Origin of the sequence: Flavobacterium piscis (assembly GCF_001686925.1) — a bacterium.
Taxonomy (GTDB): Bacteria; Bacteroidota; Bacteroidia; order Flavobacteriales; family Flavobacteriaceae; genus Flavobacterium; species Flavobacterium piscis.
The window spans coordinates 114,246-130,005 of sequence record NZ_LVEN01000005.1 but is presented as its reverse complement, the minus strand read 5'-3'; the positions used below and the strand labels follow the sequence as shown (position 1 = coordinate 130,005).

At 31.5% G+C, this 15,760-nt stretch carries 15 protein-coding genes; 4 read left to right on the top strand and 11 right to left on the bottom strand.

Annotation, left to right across the window (positions count from 1 at the left end):
• Window positions 1–112: 112 nt before the first annotated feature.
• Window positions 113–3,127, bottom strand: a complete 3,015-nt coding sequence (locus FLP_RS04040) for a tetratricopeptide repeat protein (RefSeq protein WP_065448247.1) — start codon at window positions 3,125–3,127, stop codon at window positions 113–115.
• Window positions 3,128–3,491: 364 nt separating this feature from the next.
• On the opposite strand from FLP_RS04040, the gene FLP_RS04035 reads away from it, so the two are divergent.
• The 3 genes from FLP_RS04035 to FLP_RS04025 are packed head-to-tail and all read left to right on the top strand — an operon-like array spanning window position 3,492 to window position 6,004.
• Entirely contained in the window at window positions 3,492–4,175 is a 684-nt protein-coding gene (locus tag FLP_RS04035) for a cell division ATP-binding protein FtsE (RefSeq protein WP_065448246.1), read from the top strand.
• Window positions 4,175–5,062: a glycosyltransferase family 2 protein gene (locus FLP_RS04030; RefSeq protein WP_065448245.1), complete on the top strand. Its 888-nt coding sequence runs from the start codon at window positions 4,175–4,177 to the stop codon at window positions 5,060–5,062. Before FLP_RS04035 ends, FLP_RS04030 begins: the two co-directional genes overlap by 1 nt.
• Window positions 5,063–5,068: 6 nt before the next feature.
• Window positions 5,069–6,004 carry a glycosyltransferase family 2 protein gene (locus FLP_RS04025; protein WP_065448244.1) on the top strand — a complete coding sequence of 312 codons (936 nt, stop codon included), beginning with the start codon at window positions 5,069–5,071 and terminating at the stop codon, window positions 6,002–6,004.
• Here the strand turns inward: FLP_RS04025 and FLP_RS04020 are convergent.
• Window positions 5,982–6,404 (bottom strand): sugar 3,4-ketoisomerase, encoded by a 423-nt coding sequence (locus tag FLP_RS04020; RefSeq protein WP_065448243.1) that lies wholly within the window; start codon window positions 6,402–6,404, stop codon window positions 5,982–5,984. The two genes, FLP_RS04025 and FLP_RS04020, sit on opposite strands and share 23 nt — an antisense overlap.
• On the bottom strand, window positions 6,388–7,236 hold the full coding sequence (locus FLP_RS04015) for a glycosyltransferase family 2 protein (protein WP_065448242.1): 849 nt from the start codon (window positions 7,234–7,236) through the stop codon (window positions 6,388–6,390). Before FLP_RS04015 ends, FLP_RS04020 begins: the two co-directional genes overlap by 17 nt.
• A 152-nt stretch (window positions 7,237–7,388) precedes the next feature.
• Here FLP_RS04015 and FLP_RS04010 point away from each other — a divergent pair, with 152 nt between their 5' ends.
• Entirely contained in the window at window positions 7,389–8,270 is an 882-nt protein-coding gene (locus tag FLP_RS04010) for a glycosyltransferase family 2 protein (RefSeq protein WP_065448296.1), read from the top strand.
• Window positions 8,271–8,291: 21 nt separating this feature from the next.
• On the opposite strand, the gene FLP_RS04005 is transcribed toward FLP_RS04010, so the two are convergent.
• From FLP_RS04005 to FLP_RS03970, 8 genes are all read right to left on the bottom strand, one after another.
• Window positions 8,292–9,038, bottom strand: coding sequence for an acyltransferase (locus tag FLP_RS04005; RefSeq protein ID WP_243397612.1), 747 nt, complete (start codon window positions 9,036–9,038; stop codon window positions 8,292–8,294).
• On the bottom strand, window positions 9,031–10,527 hold the full coding sequence (locus tag FLP_RS04000) for an oligosaccharide flippase family protein (protein WP_065448241.1): 1,497 nt from the start codon (window positions 10,525–10,527) through the stop codon (window positions 9,031–9,033). The genes FLP_RS04005 and FLP_RS04000 overlap by 8 nt, the downstream gene beginning before the upstream one ends.
• A 3-nt stretch (window positions 10,528–10,530) precedes the next feature.
• Complete coding sequence (locus FLP_RS03995; protein WP_065448240.1) at window positions 10,531–11,682, bottom strand: DegT/DnrJ/EryC1/StrS family aminotransferase; 1,152 nt, start codon at window positions 11,680–11,682, stop codon at window positions 10,531–10,533.
• Window positions 11,679–12,629, bottom strand: coding sequence for a GNAT family N-acetyltransferase (locus FLP_RS03990; RefSeq protein WP_065448239.1), 951 nt, complete (start codon window positions 12,627–12,629; stop codon window positions 11,679–11,681). Before FLP_RS03990 ends, FLP_RS03995 begins: the two co-directional genes overlap by 4 nt.
• A gap of 140 nt (window positions 12,630–12,769) precedes the next feature.
• Complete coding sequence (locus FLP_RS03985; RefSeq protein ID WP_065448238.1) at window positions 12,770–13,372, bottom strand: trimeric intracellular cation channel family protein; 603 nt, start codon at window positions 13,370–13,372, stop codon at window positions 12,770–12,772.
• A gap of 72 nt (window positions 13,373–13,444) precedes the next feature.
• Window positions 13,445–13,867 (bottom strand): PH domain-containing protein, encoded by a 423-nt coding sequence (locus FLP_RS03980; RefSeq protein ID WP_065448237.1) that lies wholly within the window; start codon window positions 13,865–13,867, stop codon window positions 13,445–13,447.
• Between the two features lie 7 nt (window positions 13,868–13,874).
• Window positions 13,875–14,720 carry a hypothetical protein gene (locus tag FLP_RS03975; RefSeq protein ID WP_065448236.1) on the bottom strand — a complete coding sequence of 282 codons (846 nt, stop codon included), beginning with the start codon at window positions 14,718–14,720 and terminating at the stop codon, window positions 13,875–13,877.
• Between the two features lie 288 nt (window positions 14,721–15,008).
• Window positions 15,009–15,752 carry an RDD family protein gene (locus FLP_RS03970; protein ID WP_065448235.1) on the bottom strand — a complete coding sequence of 248 codons (744 nt, stop codon included), beginning with the start codon at window positions 15,750–15,752 and terminating at the stop codon, window positions 15,009–15,011.
• Window positions 15,753–15,760: the final 8 nt, after the last annotated feature.

Below are 15,760 nucleotides of genomic sequence, written 5' to 3'. Positions count from 1 at the left end.
ATTTTTTAAGAAGAAAGAGACAAGATTATAGAAGAAAGACTTTCGTTAAACTAAATCTTTATTATTGCGCTTTTTCTTGATTCTTTACTCTATAATCTTGCTTCTATTTTTTTTACTTATTGATCGACGAATTCGTTTTAGACTCTTCTGCTTTTATAGCAGCCAACTCTTTTTTAGCTTCTTCAACAACATCCGGATAATCGGTAAAATTGTTGATTACGTTATCTAAAATATAAGTGGCCTGATAACTGTCTTTTAATCCGTAGAAGTTTTTCGCCATCAGCACCAAACTCTTCGCTCCGTAATATTTATAAGCCGAATAATTTTTGGCCAATTTCTGAACCGATACATTCGATGCGTCAAACTTGCCTTCTTTTGTTTTAAAGTAAGCATCATAATACAATGCTTCTGCGGCTAATTCTCCTTTTGATGTTGTCGATAATTTTGCGTAAGCTGCTTTAGCTTTATCTTCATCTCCTGTTTGCATTGCTGCACGCGCTACAATAATTTGCGCATCGGCTTTTACATTGGCATCGGCTTTTGGATTTTGCAACACTTTGTCAGCATAAGTAACTGAATTATCATAATCTTTTTTGTCGTAATAACATTTCATCAGGTTAGCTTGAGCGAAACTTTTGTTTTGTACCGCATCAGCTTCGTCATCTAAACGTTTCAAGACTGGAATCGATTTATCGCAATCTTTTGCTTTCAAGTAAATCTGAGCTAATTTCATCAAGGATTGCTCTGTAAATTCGCTTCTTGGCTGATCGATTACATATTGATAATTAGCAACCGATTTCGTCTCAGAACCTTCTGCATAATACAATTGTGCCAAATAATAATTTGCTTCTAATGAATGAAGTCCAGTTTGAAATTTATTGATATAACCTGTAAATCCGGTAATAGCCAGTTTGCTGTTATTTTGACTGTATTGTTTAAAAGCAGCATCATAAGTATCATTATCCAGTTCAGCATCTGTAACGGCCACAAAATCTAATGTACGAACCCAGGTTGCATATTCATCCACTTTTCCTGAATCTACATAAATCAATCTGGCAGTAGAAACGGCTTCTAAAGCTTCGGGAGTTTTTGGAAATTCTGCCGCTACTTTTTTGAATTTAGTCAAAGCCAGAGCATCACGATCTGAGTTATAATAAATTAATCCTTGTTTCAAAATTGATTTTGAAGTAAAAGCTCCATTTTTGTATTCAGAAATCAACTGATCATAGGTTTTAAGCGCCTGATCGTTCTTTTTTTGAGCGACATACGTATTTCCTAATTCATACAAAGCATCATCACGATATTCTGATTTTTTATACATCAAAAGGAAATTGTTCAGCTCATCGATTTTCTTATCATTTTTAGACATAAAGCCGTAAGAAATCGCTTTTTGAAATTGTGCATAATCTGCATCAACGCCTCTTGCTTCGATTGCTTTGGCGTAAGCTTCATTTGCTGCAGTATATTTTGAAGTTACAAAACGGCAATCTCCTAAACGTAAATACGAATCATTCAAACGAACTTTATCTTCTTTTGAATTGTCGATTTGTGCCTGAAATGAATTTCCTGCCTGATCGTATTCTTTGAGTTTAAAATAAGTATATCCAATATTATAATTGATGTTTTTGTATTCGTCAGTTCCTTTGGCAGCAGCCAATCCTGCAAACTGTTTGTAGCTTAATAAGGCATTCTGAAAATCGGCAGTAACGTATTCTGTTTCTGCTTTCCAGAAAGTGGCGCGTGCTGTAAACTCAGGCGTTTTTTGTTCGCTGATAGCACTTTTAAACATTTTTCCGGCTTCCTGATAATTCGATTCATTATACAATTCTAAACCTCTGTAAAAAAGCACTTTTTGATACGCTGCTTTATTTTCTGCCGATCTGTTTTTCTCTAATAGAGTCAAAGCTTCTTTGTAGTTTTTAGTCGAAATATAAGAATCAACCAATAATTTTTCTATTTCAGATCGGCTTGAATTGTTTGGATATTTTTTCAGGAAATCAAGTAAAATTGCCGGAACAGTCTGATACGCATTTCCGATATCATAACTCACTTTAGCATAATTTAAAGCGGCATCTTCCTGAATTTGTGCATTAAAATCCATTTCAGAAGCATTTTTAAAAGCATTTAAGGCTTCTTGTTTTTTACCCGTATTCAAATAAGCCAAACCTAAATGATAATATGCATTTTGAGCTACAAAATCTTTTCCTTCGATGATTTTATTGAATTGAGAAATCGCTTTTTCATACTCTTTTTTCTCATAATACGCATAACCTAACTGGTAGAAATCAGTATTACTCCATTTTCCTTTTTTACCCGCATATTGCTCTAAAAACGGAATCGCTTTGTCGTATTGTTTTAGATTGAAATAACTTTCTCCGATGATTTTATTCAGTTCCGATTTTTCAAGCTCATTTGATTTAGCCATTGCTTTTTGTCCCAAATCAATTGCTTTCTGGAAGTTTCCTAACTTGAAATTCATGTCGGCCTGATAATACGAAAGCTTCTCTTTGTATTTTTCTTCGCCTGAAACTTCATCAAAATATTTGGTTGCCTCTTTATAATCATCGCCTTCATAGGCCATAAAACCTAAGTAGTATTTGGCCTGCGAACCAAATTCAGGAGAATTCACGACTTTGTTAAAATAAGTTGTGGCTTCTTTTTTCTTTTTGGCATTGAAATAAGCATATCCTTTCTGGAAATTAAATTTATCCGAATCAGATTTGCTCATGTAACTTTCATCTACTTTATCAAACCATTGCAATGCTTTTGGATAATTTCCCTGTTCGAAAAAAAACTGAGCCACCTCAATATAAGCCTGATTTTGTTTGGTGCTTGTTGGATAATCGGTTACGAATTTTTCCATCAAAGCATCAGCATTTGCCTTATTGGTTCTAATGGCGCAATTGGCGATATAATAAGCACAATCTGACTGCACTTCCTCAGTCGTAGCATTGTTTTTTACATGTTCGAAAATAAGTTGTGCCGAAGCATATTGTTTGTCATTATATAAAGCCAGTGCTTTGTCAAATTCCTTTAAATCGTAAGTGTAAATAGCTGATTTTTGTGCCGAAACTATGGTCGAAAAAAGGATAATTGGTAATAAAAAAAACCAGGAAAGTTTACGCATTTTAATTATATTTAGTATTCAAATGTATCATTTTATACCGTTTATAACGAAACGTTTCAGGCTTTTATTATGAACAAATATTTTAATGGTTGTTATAAAACAGCTTATTAGACTCCAAAATATTGGTTCTCAAACTTTCTGAGCTATAATTGTTTTACCAATATTAAAATTCTGTTGATTTTTTATTGCCACAGATTTCACAGATTCGCACAGATTAAATTAAAATTTTCTTTAAAAAAAACAGCAAAATCATTCTAATCCTTTTAATCTGTGGCAACTTTTAAAATTTTCTTACTGAAATGATTCAAATTTATTTTGAATCGAAGCGTTATCTTATTACTTTTACCAATCAAATCAATTTATTATGTCACAAACCGTACTATCTCTTAAAGAAGTCACTATATATCAGGAAGGAAGAAAAATTTTATCTCATATAAATTTAGATGTTAACCATGGTGAATTTATCTACATCATTGGAAAAACAGGATCCGGGAAAAGTAGTTTCCTAAAAACTTTATATGCAGATTTACCATTATCTGAAGGTGAAGGTCACATAGTTGAGTTTGATTTGGCTACTCTAAAAGAACAAGACATTCCGTATTTGAGACGTAAAATTGGAATCGTATTTCAGGATTTTAAACTACTTCCGGACCGTTCTATAAAAGACAATATGCTTTTTGTTTTAAGAGCCACAGGCTGGGTTGATAAAGAAGGAATGGAACGTAAAATTGATGAAGTTCTGGACAAAGTGGGCATGAAAGAATACGTGAACAAAATGCCGCATCAGCTTTCTGGTGGTGAGCAGCAACGTGTTGCGATTGCAAGAGCTTTACTTAACGATCCTGAATTTATCCTTGCCGATGAACCAACCGGAAACCTTGATCCGCAAACAAGTTCTGAGGTTCTTGAAGTATTGAAAAAAATCAATGCCAACGGTAAAACGGTTATCATGGCGACTCACGATTATGCTTTATTGCTAAAATTCCCTTCTAAAACATTAAAATGCGAAGACGAACGAATTTTTGAAGTAGTGCAACGCAGCGTGTAATGCTTTCTATAGTAATTCCTGTTTATAATTATAATGTTTTTCCGCTTGTTTCAGAGCTTAAAAAACAAGCTGATAAATTAGGAATTATATATGAAATTCTTGTACAAGATGATGTTAGTCAGGAATTTATTTCTGAAAATTCTCAGATCAATTCATTAAAAAATTGTGTCTTCTCTATTAATGTAGAAAATTTAGGCAGAGGAAAGAATATCAACTCATTATTCGCCAAATCAAAATATAATTATGTTTTGATTATGGAAGCTGATGCTTTACCTGAGAATAAATGCTATCTTAAAAATTATATTGAATTACTATCAAAATCGAATCCTAATGTTATTTTTGGTGGCGTTAAATATCCTGAAACTATTCCTCCTAAAGAAAAATTACTTCGATGGAAATACGGAATAAACAGAGAAATTAAATCTTTAGATCACAGACTGAAACACCAGTACGATTTTGTTTTTACATGGAACTTACTTTTACAAAAAGAAATTCTGTTGCAATTTCCTTTCCCTGAATTTATTCATGAATATGGATATGAAGATTTTATTTTCATAGAAAATCTGCGCTTCAATTCAGTTCCGGTTACTCATATTGAAAATTGCTTAATTCACCACAACACAGAAACCAGTATAGATTTTATAAAGAAATCCGAAAGAGCCGTCAACAATTTACACGACTTAATTCACTTTAATAAAATTGATGCTAAAAAAATCAGATTGAGCAACTTTTATACAATTTTAAAAAAACTACATCTTACCAGAATTGTAAAAGGAACCTATCTAAAAACAAAGAAACAAATACTCACTAATTTAACTTCAGAAAATCCGAATTTATATTTATTGGATTTTTATAAATTAGGCTATTATTGTAATCTAAAAAAATAATCGATTATGGTATTTTTTTCTGTTGTCATTCCGTTATACAATAAAGCTACATATATTGAAAACACTATAAAAAGCGTTCTCATTCAAACTTTTACAGATTATGAAATCATTGTAATTAATGATGCATCTATTGATGAAAGTGAAGCTTTAGTTCGTAAACTAAATGACAACAGAATCCAAATCTTTAATCAAAAAAATCAAGGCGTTTCGGTTGCGCGAAATCTTGGAATAGAAAAATCAAAAGGGAAAATGATCGCTTTTCTTGATGCTGATGATTATTGGTTTCCGAATCATTTGCAAGAGTTGTTCAACTTATATCATAGCTTTCCTGATTGTGGCATTTATTGCTCGCGCTATAAAATCAAAACCGCTAAAAACCACTTTCAAACTCCGCATTATTATGACGTAGAACAATCTTTCCGTGGAATTGTAAAAGATTATTTTGCTTCAAACATGCCTTTTAGACTGACCTGGACTTCGTCTTTGGCGATACCCAAACAAATTCTCGAAACTTTTAGAGGATTTACTCCGGGTATAACAAATGGTCAGGATTTAGAATTATGGACTAAAATTGGCATTAAATATCCAGTTGCGATAACTAATATTGTGACAGCTATTTATAATAATGCTATTCCCGAAAGTCTCGCTAAGAAAAATATCGGATCGATGGCCTTAATTGATTTTGAACAATTTAAAATCGCTGAAAGAGAAAATCCTTCTCTCAAAAAATTTCTGGATTTGTACCGAATTGAATATGGTTTTAAATATTATGTTTCCGGTTATAAAGAGAAAAGTTCATTCTATTTTAAAGAGGTAGACAAACAAAATATCAGTTCAAAGATTCGGTTTTTGATGAAGCTGCCGCCTTTTTGTTTGCATTTTCTTTTTAAATCAAATCTTATTTTAAAAAAATGGGGAATTAATTTTTCTGTTTATCATTAGAATAATTTAAAAATTCATCAAAATCTCTGATATAATCTTCTTCAATATAAACTTCTGAAGCTACCACCAAACAAACAGATCCCGAAGAAAAATTTTGAAGTTCCCGCCAAATTCCCGGATTAATTAGTAAACCTTCATAAGGCTTGTTTAAGGTTACAATTTCTTGTTCTTCTCCATCTTTCAATACTACATCAAAACTACCGCTTAAAGCAACCAGAAACTCCTTAAGTTCTTTGTGTGCGTGTCCTCCACGTTCAGAACCACTTGGCACATCATACAAATAATAAACCCGCTTAATATCAAAAGGAACGATATCATTTTCAATTACAGAAAGATTACCTCTTCGATCTTCTATCTTTGGAATCGATAAAATTTGTATTCCGTTATTTTTTAATGTCATGCTGTAATTTTTCAAATTTTTGATGTCCTTTTTTTGAACTTTTAAGTGCTGATTTAAGTTCGCCAAATCTTATTTTACGCTGTTTTAAATCAAAAAACAACTTGACAAATATCCAATAAATATAATTGCTTTTAAAAATTCTGGTACATAAAGCGCCCTGAATATAATATTTTTCTTCGATGCTTTTTTTGGCGGAAGATGTCAACTCCGTATGTTGCACAATTACTTCCGGTTCAAAAACCAGTTGTTGTTTTTTATTCTTTAAATCAAATAAAAAAATGGCTTCTTCTCCCATTTCGAACATCCCTCCTAACCCAAAATTTTCATCAAAACGAATTTTGGCTTTATCTAAAATTGCCTTATTCAATGTCATTTCTATCGAACTTGTATTATAAACATCAAAGAGATTCAGATTCTTTTTAGAACGATTAGAATACTTTTTCATCAAACTTCCATCTTTCTTTACAGCACAAAAATTGATTGTTGCTGCATCCGGAAAGTGATTATAGGCGTTGATTATTTTGGTAACAAATCCTTGCTGATATATTACATCATCATCAGCAATTAGAAGAATTTTTCCAGCAGCATTTTCCAGTGCCAGATTCCGGCTTTTAGTCAAACCTTTTTCAAACGAATTTATAATTCGCACGTTAGGATAAATTGACAGTAACTCTTTTCCGGTTTGGGTTTGATTAACGATTAAAATTTGCAAATTAGAAAAATGAAGAAACGGAAACATTGGAACTAAGAAATCTAATGAATTCTGATTCATTGTAGAAATCAAAATTTCAACATCAGTTTCGGTAAAAAAGCTTTCTAATTTATCTTCCATCTTAAAGCAAATGTAAAAAATAGTAAACGAAAAGAATACAATTTAAAACCTGCTCTTTAGTTTTGTTTTTCTATTCGGGAAATCTTAACGCAATCAGGCATAATATTTCTTATTTTTGAATGCTTCAAAAAGCGATTTCATATTCAACTTTTATGCAAAAACCATTAGTTACCATCATTTGTTTGTGCTACAATCATGAGCAATTTGTAGTTGAATCTTTGAATTCAGTTCTAAATCAATCTTATAAAAATATTGAACTCATCATTGCGGACGATTGCAGTACAGATTCTTCTGAAAAAACCATTAAAAACTGGCTCGAAAATTATCCTGATATACAGTTTATCTCCAACGAAACGAACTTAGGAAATACCAAAACGTTTAATAAAGCATTGAAGATCGCAAAAGGAGATTATGTAATTGATCTGGCGGCTGATGATGTTTTATTGCCAAATTGTGTGGAAAAACAAATTGACACTTTTTTAAATTCTAATCAGAAAAAACTAGCCATCGTTTACGGAAATGCCGAAATAATCTCTGAGAACAACCAACATCTTCGTTATTATTATGAAGTAAATCATGAAAAGAAAGTACTAAAAAAACCTGCTACTGGAGATATTTATTCATCAATTTTAAGTCAGAGCAGTATGATTTGTTCCGTTGCCTCGATGGTAAAACGAGAAGTTTTGGATGAACTAAAGGGTTACGATGAAAATCTGGCGTACGAAGATCTGGATCTTTGGATCAGAACGGCCAGAAACTATAATTTTGAATTTATTGATTCGGTTTTAATTCAAAAAAGAGAATTGGAAGACTCATTAGGAAGTCAGTTTTATAAAAAATTCAGTTCCCGAACCCGAAAAATAAATCATTCGACTTATCTGATTATTAAAAAAGCGATTGCCCTAAATAAAACAAAAGCAGAAAATAAAGCGGTTCTAAAAAGAGTGCATCAGGAAATGGTAAAGGCGCAAAAAACGTACGATATTGGGTTGTTTATCAAATATATTCCTTTGGAACTGAAACTGAGGCTTTAAAATTAATTGATTTTTGAATCATCATATTGTCAAAAAAACATTTAAACTTTCATTTTCACCTTCCCAATCTCTTGAAATATCGTTTTTAAGCAGTTTTACTGGAATACCACCAATTAGAATATTTTCACCCAGATAGGAATAATCTTTATTGCATAAACTATTAGAACCAATAGTACAATAATCGGGAGTTTTTGTTCCTTTCATAATTGAAACTCTATTGCTTATAAAATTGTAATTCCCAATTTGTATGGGTGAAGTCAGCTTCAATAAATTACGGCTTTTTGTATCAATCATATCATGAAAATTGGTATCTATTAGCTGGCACTCTGATCCTAATCTTGCATAATTACCTAAAGTGATTTTTTCGGTACAAATTAATTTCCCATTTGATCCTAAAGAAGACATATGCCCTAATTCACAATATGCATTGTTTTTTATAAAAACAAAGTAATCTTTCCCTAACTGTACATGTCCTTTAAAAATTAAAGTCCCTTTTATATTAATCTCAGCTGTTCCTCTATGAACTGTATTCATTTCATAAGGCTGACCAAAACCAATCATTCCTTTGCGAATTGGTGCTTCAATTGCTATCGTACCTGTAATAGAACTAAATTTTACTTTTCCATAAAAGAAAACCGGAAGCTTTTTTGCAGTTTGAAATGGAAATTTCTTAAAATTAAAATAAAGCGTTTTTGTCCAGTTTACAGTAAAGTAAAACTTTAACTTATGATAAAAAGATCGACATTTTCTATAAACACTCTTAATCATTCTGATTCTTTTTTTCTGCTTTTCCTGATGCAAGCATTTCTTTTAAATTCATCTTATTATTCATCTGATACAAACTAAAAATCAAAGAAATTATAATCATCATAGTCATTAAACTATATTTCAAAATTGGAATTTCAATATAACGAAATAAAAAAGTAACGATACATATTAGAAAACAAATAAGATAAATTTTATAAAAATCTTTATCAAAGTAAAAATTGTATCTGTTTTTAGTGATTATTTTTAAACCTATAAAATGAATTAAAAAATACAAGCAGAAACTAATTCCTAATCCTTCTAAACCATAAAAATAGTATCCTAAAAAATTCATGCCTAATGATAAAAGATTAAATCCTAAAGCGGTTCTGATAAAAATCTTAGAATCTCCTTTTGCAATTAAAATATAACCCATAGACCATGAAACAGCCCTGAACAACATTCCTAAAATGCCAATACAAACCATTGGAATGATTTGATCAAATTTAGCCGTATAAATAACTTTTACCAGTATTGGAATAAGAGTTAAAAATAATACAATTATTGGCGTTATAATTATGATTGAAATAAATGCTTGTTGTATTACACTTGACCTGATTTTTTCATTATCAGAATTAATCGATGCAAGCTTTGGGAAATAATCCGTACTCATAGCCGTGAAAATTATTCCTACATATGAATTAAGCAATGTAAAACCTGCATTATAAAAACCGACTTGTTCTAAACCACCATTTTTTTCAATATAAATCTGAATTAAATATGTTGTTACAAGTGCAAAAAAGCCACTGATTGTAAGCATTATTCCTAAATTTACAATTGTTTTACTTTCTTTTAAAAGTACTTTTCGTGAGACTTTTTCGTATTTAATTTTAATTTTACTGGAATAGTAATACAAAAACAATAATGCAGATAAAGATGTAATTATAATACTTGGAACTATAGCATCAATTCTTAAAAAATAGTACAACGGAACAGAAAAAAGTAAGCCAAATAAATTACCGTATAAATTAGCTTTTGCTAAAAAACGCATATTTCGTAATCCTTGCAAAACAACTAATTGCCCCGTAGAAAATTGTTTAAATAATAAGGTAACTGATAATAACGTAAAGGAATAAATCTGACTTGAGTCTCCAAAAGTAATAATACTCAACGTCTTTGAAAAAACGATAACGAGTAACATTCCTAAAATACCTGTAAAAAAAACAATTTTTCTAACAATCGATATGATTCCTGAAACTGTGCCTAAATCTTTATTTTTATACTTTTCAGATATATTCTTTACTGCACTTGTCTCTATTCCTAAACTAGATATACCACTAATAACACCCAAAGTTGAATTTAATAATGCAATAATTCCCATTCCCCCAGGACCTATAAAAACTGCAATTAATTTGGTTCGTATGACCGAAATTAAAATCGTTAAAAATTGAACCCCACCAAAAATAGAAGTTGTTTTTAGAATCTGTTGATATGAGTTTTTACTATCTGACACAATTTAATATCGATTAAAAACAGCAACAATAAAACTAACTTCTTCATCTGTCAAAACAGGACTCATTGGCAAACTCAAAACCTCATTATGAATCTTTTCTGTTATTGGAAAAGACAAATTATTAAAATCCTTAAGTGCTTTTTGTTGATGCGGAGGAACTGGATAATGAATAACGGTCTGAATATCATTTTGAGTTAAATAAGCTTGTAAATCTTCTCTGTTTGAAGTCCGGATCACAAACAAATGAAAAACATGATTGTCTGATAAATCCCAAAACGGCAGTATTATTTTATCGTTTTTAATTTCTGATAAATAACGTTTTGCAATTGCACGGCGCTTATCATTATCCGAATTTAAATTAGGCAACTTTACATTTAGAAACCCTGCCTGAAGTTCATCTAATCTGGAATTAATGCCAATATATTCGTTGTAATATTTTTTTTCAGAACCATAATTACGAAGCGAAAAAAGCACTTTTGACAATTCAGCATCGTTTGTAGTTACGGCACCGCCATCGCCCAGACAACCTAAATTTTTACCCGGATAAAAACTTTGTGCGATTGCTGATTTTAGATTGTTGATTTTAGATTTTAGATTATTTTCCCGAACATCCTTATTTGGAATTTGGGATTTAAAATTATTGTAATTTCCAAAAGCTCCCTGCGATTGTGCAGCATCTTCAACAATGATCAAATCATTATCAAACGCTATTTGATTAATTTTATCCATTTCGGCCAATTGCCCGTATAAATGAACTGCCAAAATCGCTTTAGTTTTTGAGGTGATTTTCTGTTGAATTAAATCAGGATCTATATTATACGTTTCCAATTTTGGTTCAACCAAAACCGGAATTAAATCTGCCTGTAAAATGGCCAGAATACTAGCAATATAAGTATTGGCAGGAACGATAACTTCATCGCCTTTCTGCAATTTCCCCAGCTGAATATAGCCTCTAAAAATCAGGACCAAAGCATCAAAACCATTCCCTACTCCTATGCAATATTGAGTTTGACAATATTCGGCGAAAGCCTTCTCAAATATTTCTACTTCTTTACCTAAAATATACCAGCCGTTATCTAAAACCAATTTCAGTTTTTCCTGAAAAGCAGTTTCATAAGGTTCGTTTATTTTTTTTAGGTCAAGAAATGGTATCATTTTATCTCAATTTTATAAAAATCCTGATTGTAAACAGTACAGCCTAATTCTTCTTTTTGTTTTAAAAGTCCGGAATGATAGCCGCTTTCGTTTTCTTCATTTACAATTCCCATATCAAAAAAGCGTTTGCCTTTTCGTTTGTACTTTTCAATCAAATTAATGAATAAAAAATCAAGCGCCCTAAATTCCTCACCTTTTTTTGAAGTGGCTCCATATTGCGATTTTACCACATTTTCGGTTTCAAAAATGGTAATTCCGGCAATAATTTCGTCGTTTTGATAAACCGAATATTGTCTGATATTTTCATGGAAATTCTGTTTCAAAAATAAAATCTCTTCTTTTGTATGAACGGGTTTTACATTGAATTTCTCTAGTAATCTTGGTTCCAAAATTTTCTCCCAAAAAGGATTAAAATCTTCTTCTTCCATTATATCCAAATCGAGATCTTCAATTCTTCTAAAGTGCTTAAGCTTACTTTTAGAAATCTGTAAAGGCAATTCGAGATTAACGGCCAGATTCATTTCTTTTCGATCTAAAACTGCTCCTCTTTTAAACAGGAAAAAATCAATTTCGTTATTGCCTTCGGGAAAATAAAAGTTTGGGATTGGTTTGTAATAAAAGGTATCAAATAAATTCTCTTTCAAAAAATACAAAACTGCATCTAAAACAGCTTCCACTTTTGCTCCTTTTACTTTAGCAGTAGACACCAATCCGCCGTAGGTAAGTCCTTGATGTGAATAAAGAGAATTTCCAACTTTATTAGCGGGCAAAATACTTATTAGTTTTTCGTCCTGATAAACTAAAAGCGAAAAATCTTCAAAACGATCTTTGTGATATTCCATAAAATCACGATGAAATAAAAATGTAGCATTTTTAGCCTGAGCTATAAAGTCATTCCAGGTTTTATAATCGTTCTGATCGTATTTTTTTACAGTGAATTTTGTCATTTATTGTTGTTGCTTCTTTTGCTACGAATCGCACGAATTTACATTAATTTTTCTCTGTATAAAATACAAAACAAATATGTGCATATTTTTTGAAGTCACCATAATTCGTGAAAATTAGTAAAATTGTTCGCAAACAAATCTTATTTGTGATCAAATGCCGGTAAATACCATTTGAATTTCACGGCCAATAATCGAGCAGTAATAATGACAAGAGAAGTTACTAAGTACAAAACATCATCTTCAAGATTCAGCTTTTTTAGGGCAAAAAATACAATTCCGCCAAAAATACAAATGGTCGCATAAATTTCCCTTCTAAAGATTGTTGGGATTTCGGTACACAAAATATCACGGGTTACACCGCCAAAACAAGCTGTCATGGTGCCTAAAGCAATACAAATTACAGGATGTAAACCCGTCATTATACCTCTTTCAAGGCCTATTAAAGTAAAAACACCTAAACCAATTGTATCAAACAAAAACAAGGAAGTTCTTAATTTGTCAAACTTTTTTCTGAAGAGAATTGCCAATCCAAAACCTAAAATAATGACATAAACATATTTTAAATCCTGCATCCAGCCCACCGGAGTTCTGCCTATTAAAACATCACGAAGCGTTCCGCCACCCACTGCCGTTACAAAAGCAATGATAAAAACACCAAACGGATCTAGTTTTTTGTGCATTGCCGTTAGTGCTCCGGACATTGCAAAAGCCATTGTACCAATAATGTCTAATAAATGAAACATTTTACTTTTTTTTAGGTGCAAAGGTACAAAGGTCAAGAGGTACAAAGACACAAAAGGTTAAATTATTTTAACTCATTTGTAAATTTTTTCTTTAATTTTAATTTCGGTTTCGGGATTAATTTTTTGAATAGCTTCAATAAATCTTATTTTATCTTTTGGCGAAATCAAAACTGTATCAAATTTATTGTATAAAATTTCTAGTCTGTCAAAGGAAAGCGCCGGAGAACTTATGATATTGTAACTTTCTGAAATTCTCTTAATGCCTTTAATTTCGATCGAAAGATTAAAAAAAATTCCACATTTTATCCAAAGTTTTTTGTTCTCAACTATATAAAAAGTAGTAGAAAACATATAGGCAATAAAAATCACTACCAAAAGTATAATGGAAAAACTAATCCAATTTTGATCATAGGCCGATCTTACAAGGATTCCTCCAAAAATCAAAGCCAAAAATAGTATAAACCACAGGTCAATTTTAGATTCAAATTTTTCCATTTACTTCTTATTTCTTCACATAAATTGGACTTCTTTTCAATAAATAAGTAACAGAATCCATCCAACTATCTTTTAGGTTCAGGAATGGTTTACGCGTTTGCGAATAAATTTTTGTACCGTTTTTGTACATATCAAAATATACCATGTAGTAATAATACATTTGCGTATTGGCCGTTGTTGTAGAATAATCACTTGATTTTACCTTTTTATCATTGTTGCTTACAGTTGTGCTTCCGCTTCCGTAAGTCGAAGCTGTTGAGCTCGATGACATTGTGTACGAAACTTTGGCAGCAACAATATTATCAACTCCAAGAATTTTCTGAAGATCCTGAATTGGTGTTTCATCAATATTATTATGGTCAATTCCGGCTTTGTGCAACAAACTATTTGTTGTTCTTAAATCCTGAACCGTCAAAGGAAAAATATTAGCCGATTTATCCAGTAATTTATTGTAAAGATCATTTTGAGCAAATTTTGCCATATCTTCAGATCCCTGCTGATTGTCTGAATTCACATACGGAACGGGTAATACAGCAATTGTATTAGGTTTCATTTCCGCAGCAACGACAGCCTGACCTGAATTATTTGCAGGAACATTATCCCCAGAAACATTAAAAGTTTGCGAACGGCCACTGGCAAAATCTATTCTGGCAATTTGAGATATATTCAATTCTATTTGCATTGTTTCGCCCGGCAAAGAATATTCAACCGTTTTATCAGACATTTTTGCAATCGTACATTCAATAATCTGATAATCTCTTTTTATTATTTTATCTAATTTTTTCCCGCCCTGAGCATAAGAAAAAACAGTAATAAACATCAATATTGCGGTAATGATTTGTTTATGATTCATGGTATTTAATTTAATTTTCTTACTCGTAAACTTTCCAGTTGCTCTTTTATAAAAAAAAGGCTTGTTAAATTTATAAAATTAAATTAAAAATAAAGTCACTAATTCATCTTATTTCATTTGTAGATCAATATTTTTTTTAAGGAGCTAATCCCGCTATCCGTTTCAATCTTTTATGCCTCCCGATAGCTATCGGGACCGGCATAAAAGGATTTCCACTACTATCGGGGTTAGGTAATAGTTATTCTAAGAAACATTCAAAAAAAAGAATATTTCTCCCGCAAATACACTTTACATATTTTGGGTGTAAAAATTGTAGTCTTTCAAAATAACTCTCAAAAAATCACTGCTGTTACCGGATTGGTTTTTAATTCCCGTCACACTTTCAATCTTTGCTATTAATTTATAAATGACTTCATGATCATTTCTGGCTTCGGCATTTTTAAAAGTTTCTTTAATAATACGCATATCATTATCAGACAACTTAATGACCAACGGATATGTAGGAACATAAGCCTCACCTATTTCCTCAAGAATGGTGTGACTAATATCGATTTTATTTTTCAACGTGATTACGGCTGTTCCGGCTACCATATCGCCCAATCGTTGCGCTTTTTTACTCGAAACCACACTTACAATTGCGACAATTCCGTATAGCAGGGTAATATCTACCAGTCTAAAAAACCAGCGCATTAAGTAATCTCCAAATCCAGCCTGATAACCATCTATTTTAACCACTTTGATTTTTACCAGTTTTTTGCCAATGGTTTGACCTTCAAAAATGCTTTCTAAGGTTAGCGAATAAATAAAAAACGGAAAATATAGTATTAAAACAATCGAAATTTTGGACCAATTGTCTAATCTGTCGAATAATTTACCGAGATTTAACCAATAAAAAAACACAAGCGAAATCACGGTTACATAGGCCATTTTAATGGCCAGATCAATGAAATAAGAACCTATTCGCTCGCCTGGTGAAGCGGCAATAAAATTTATTTTAACATTTTGGGTTGTATTAATAGATAATTCTGACATATTTTATA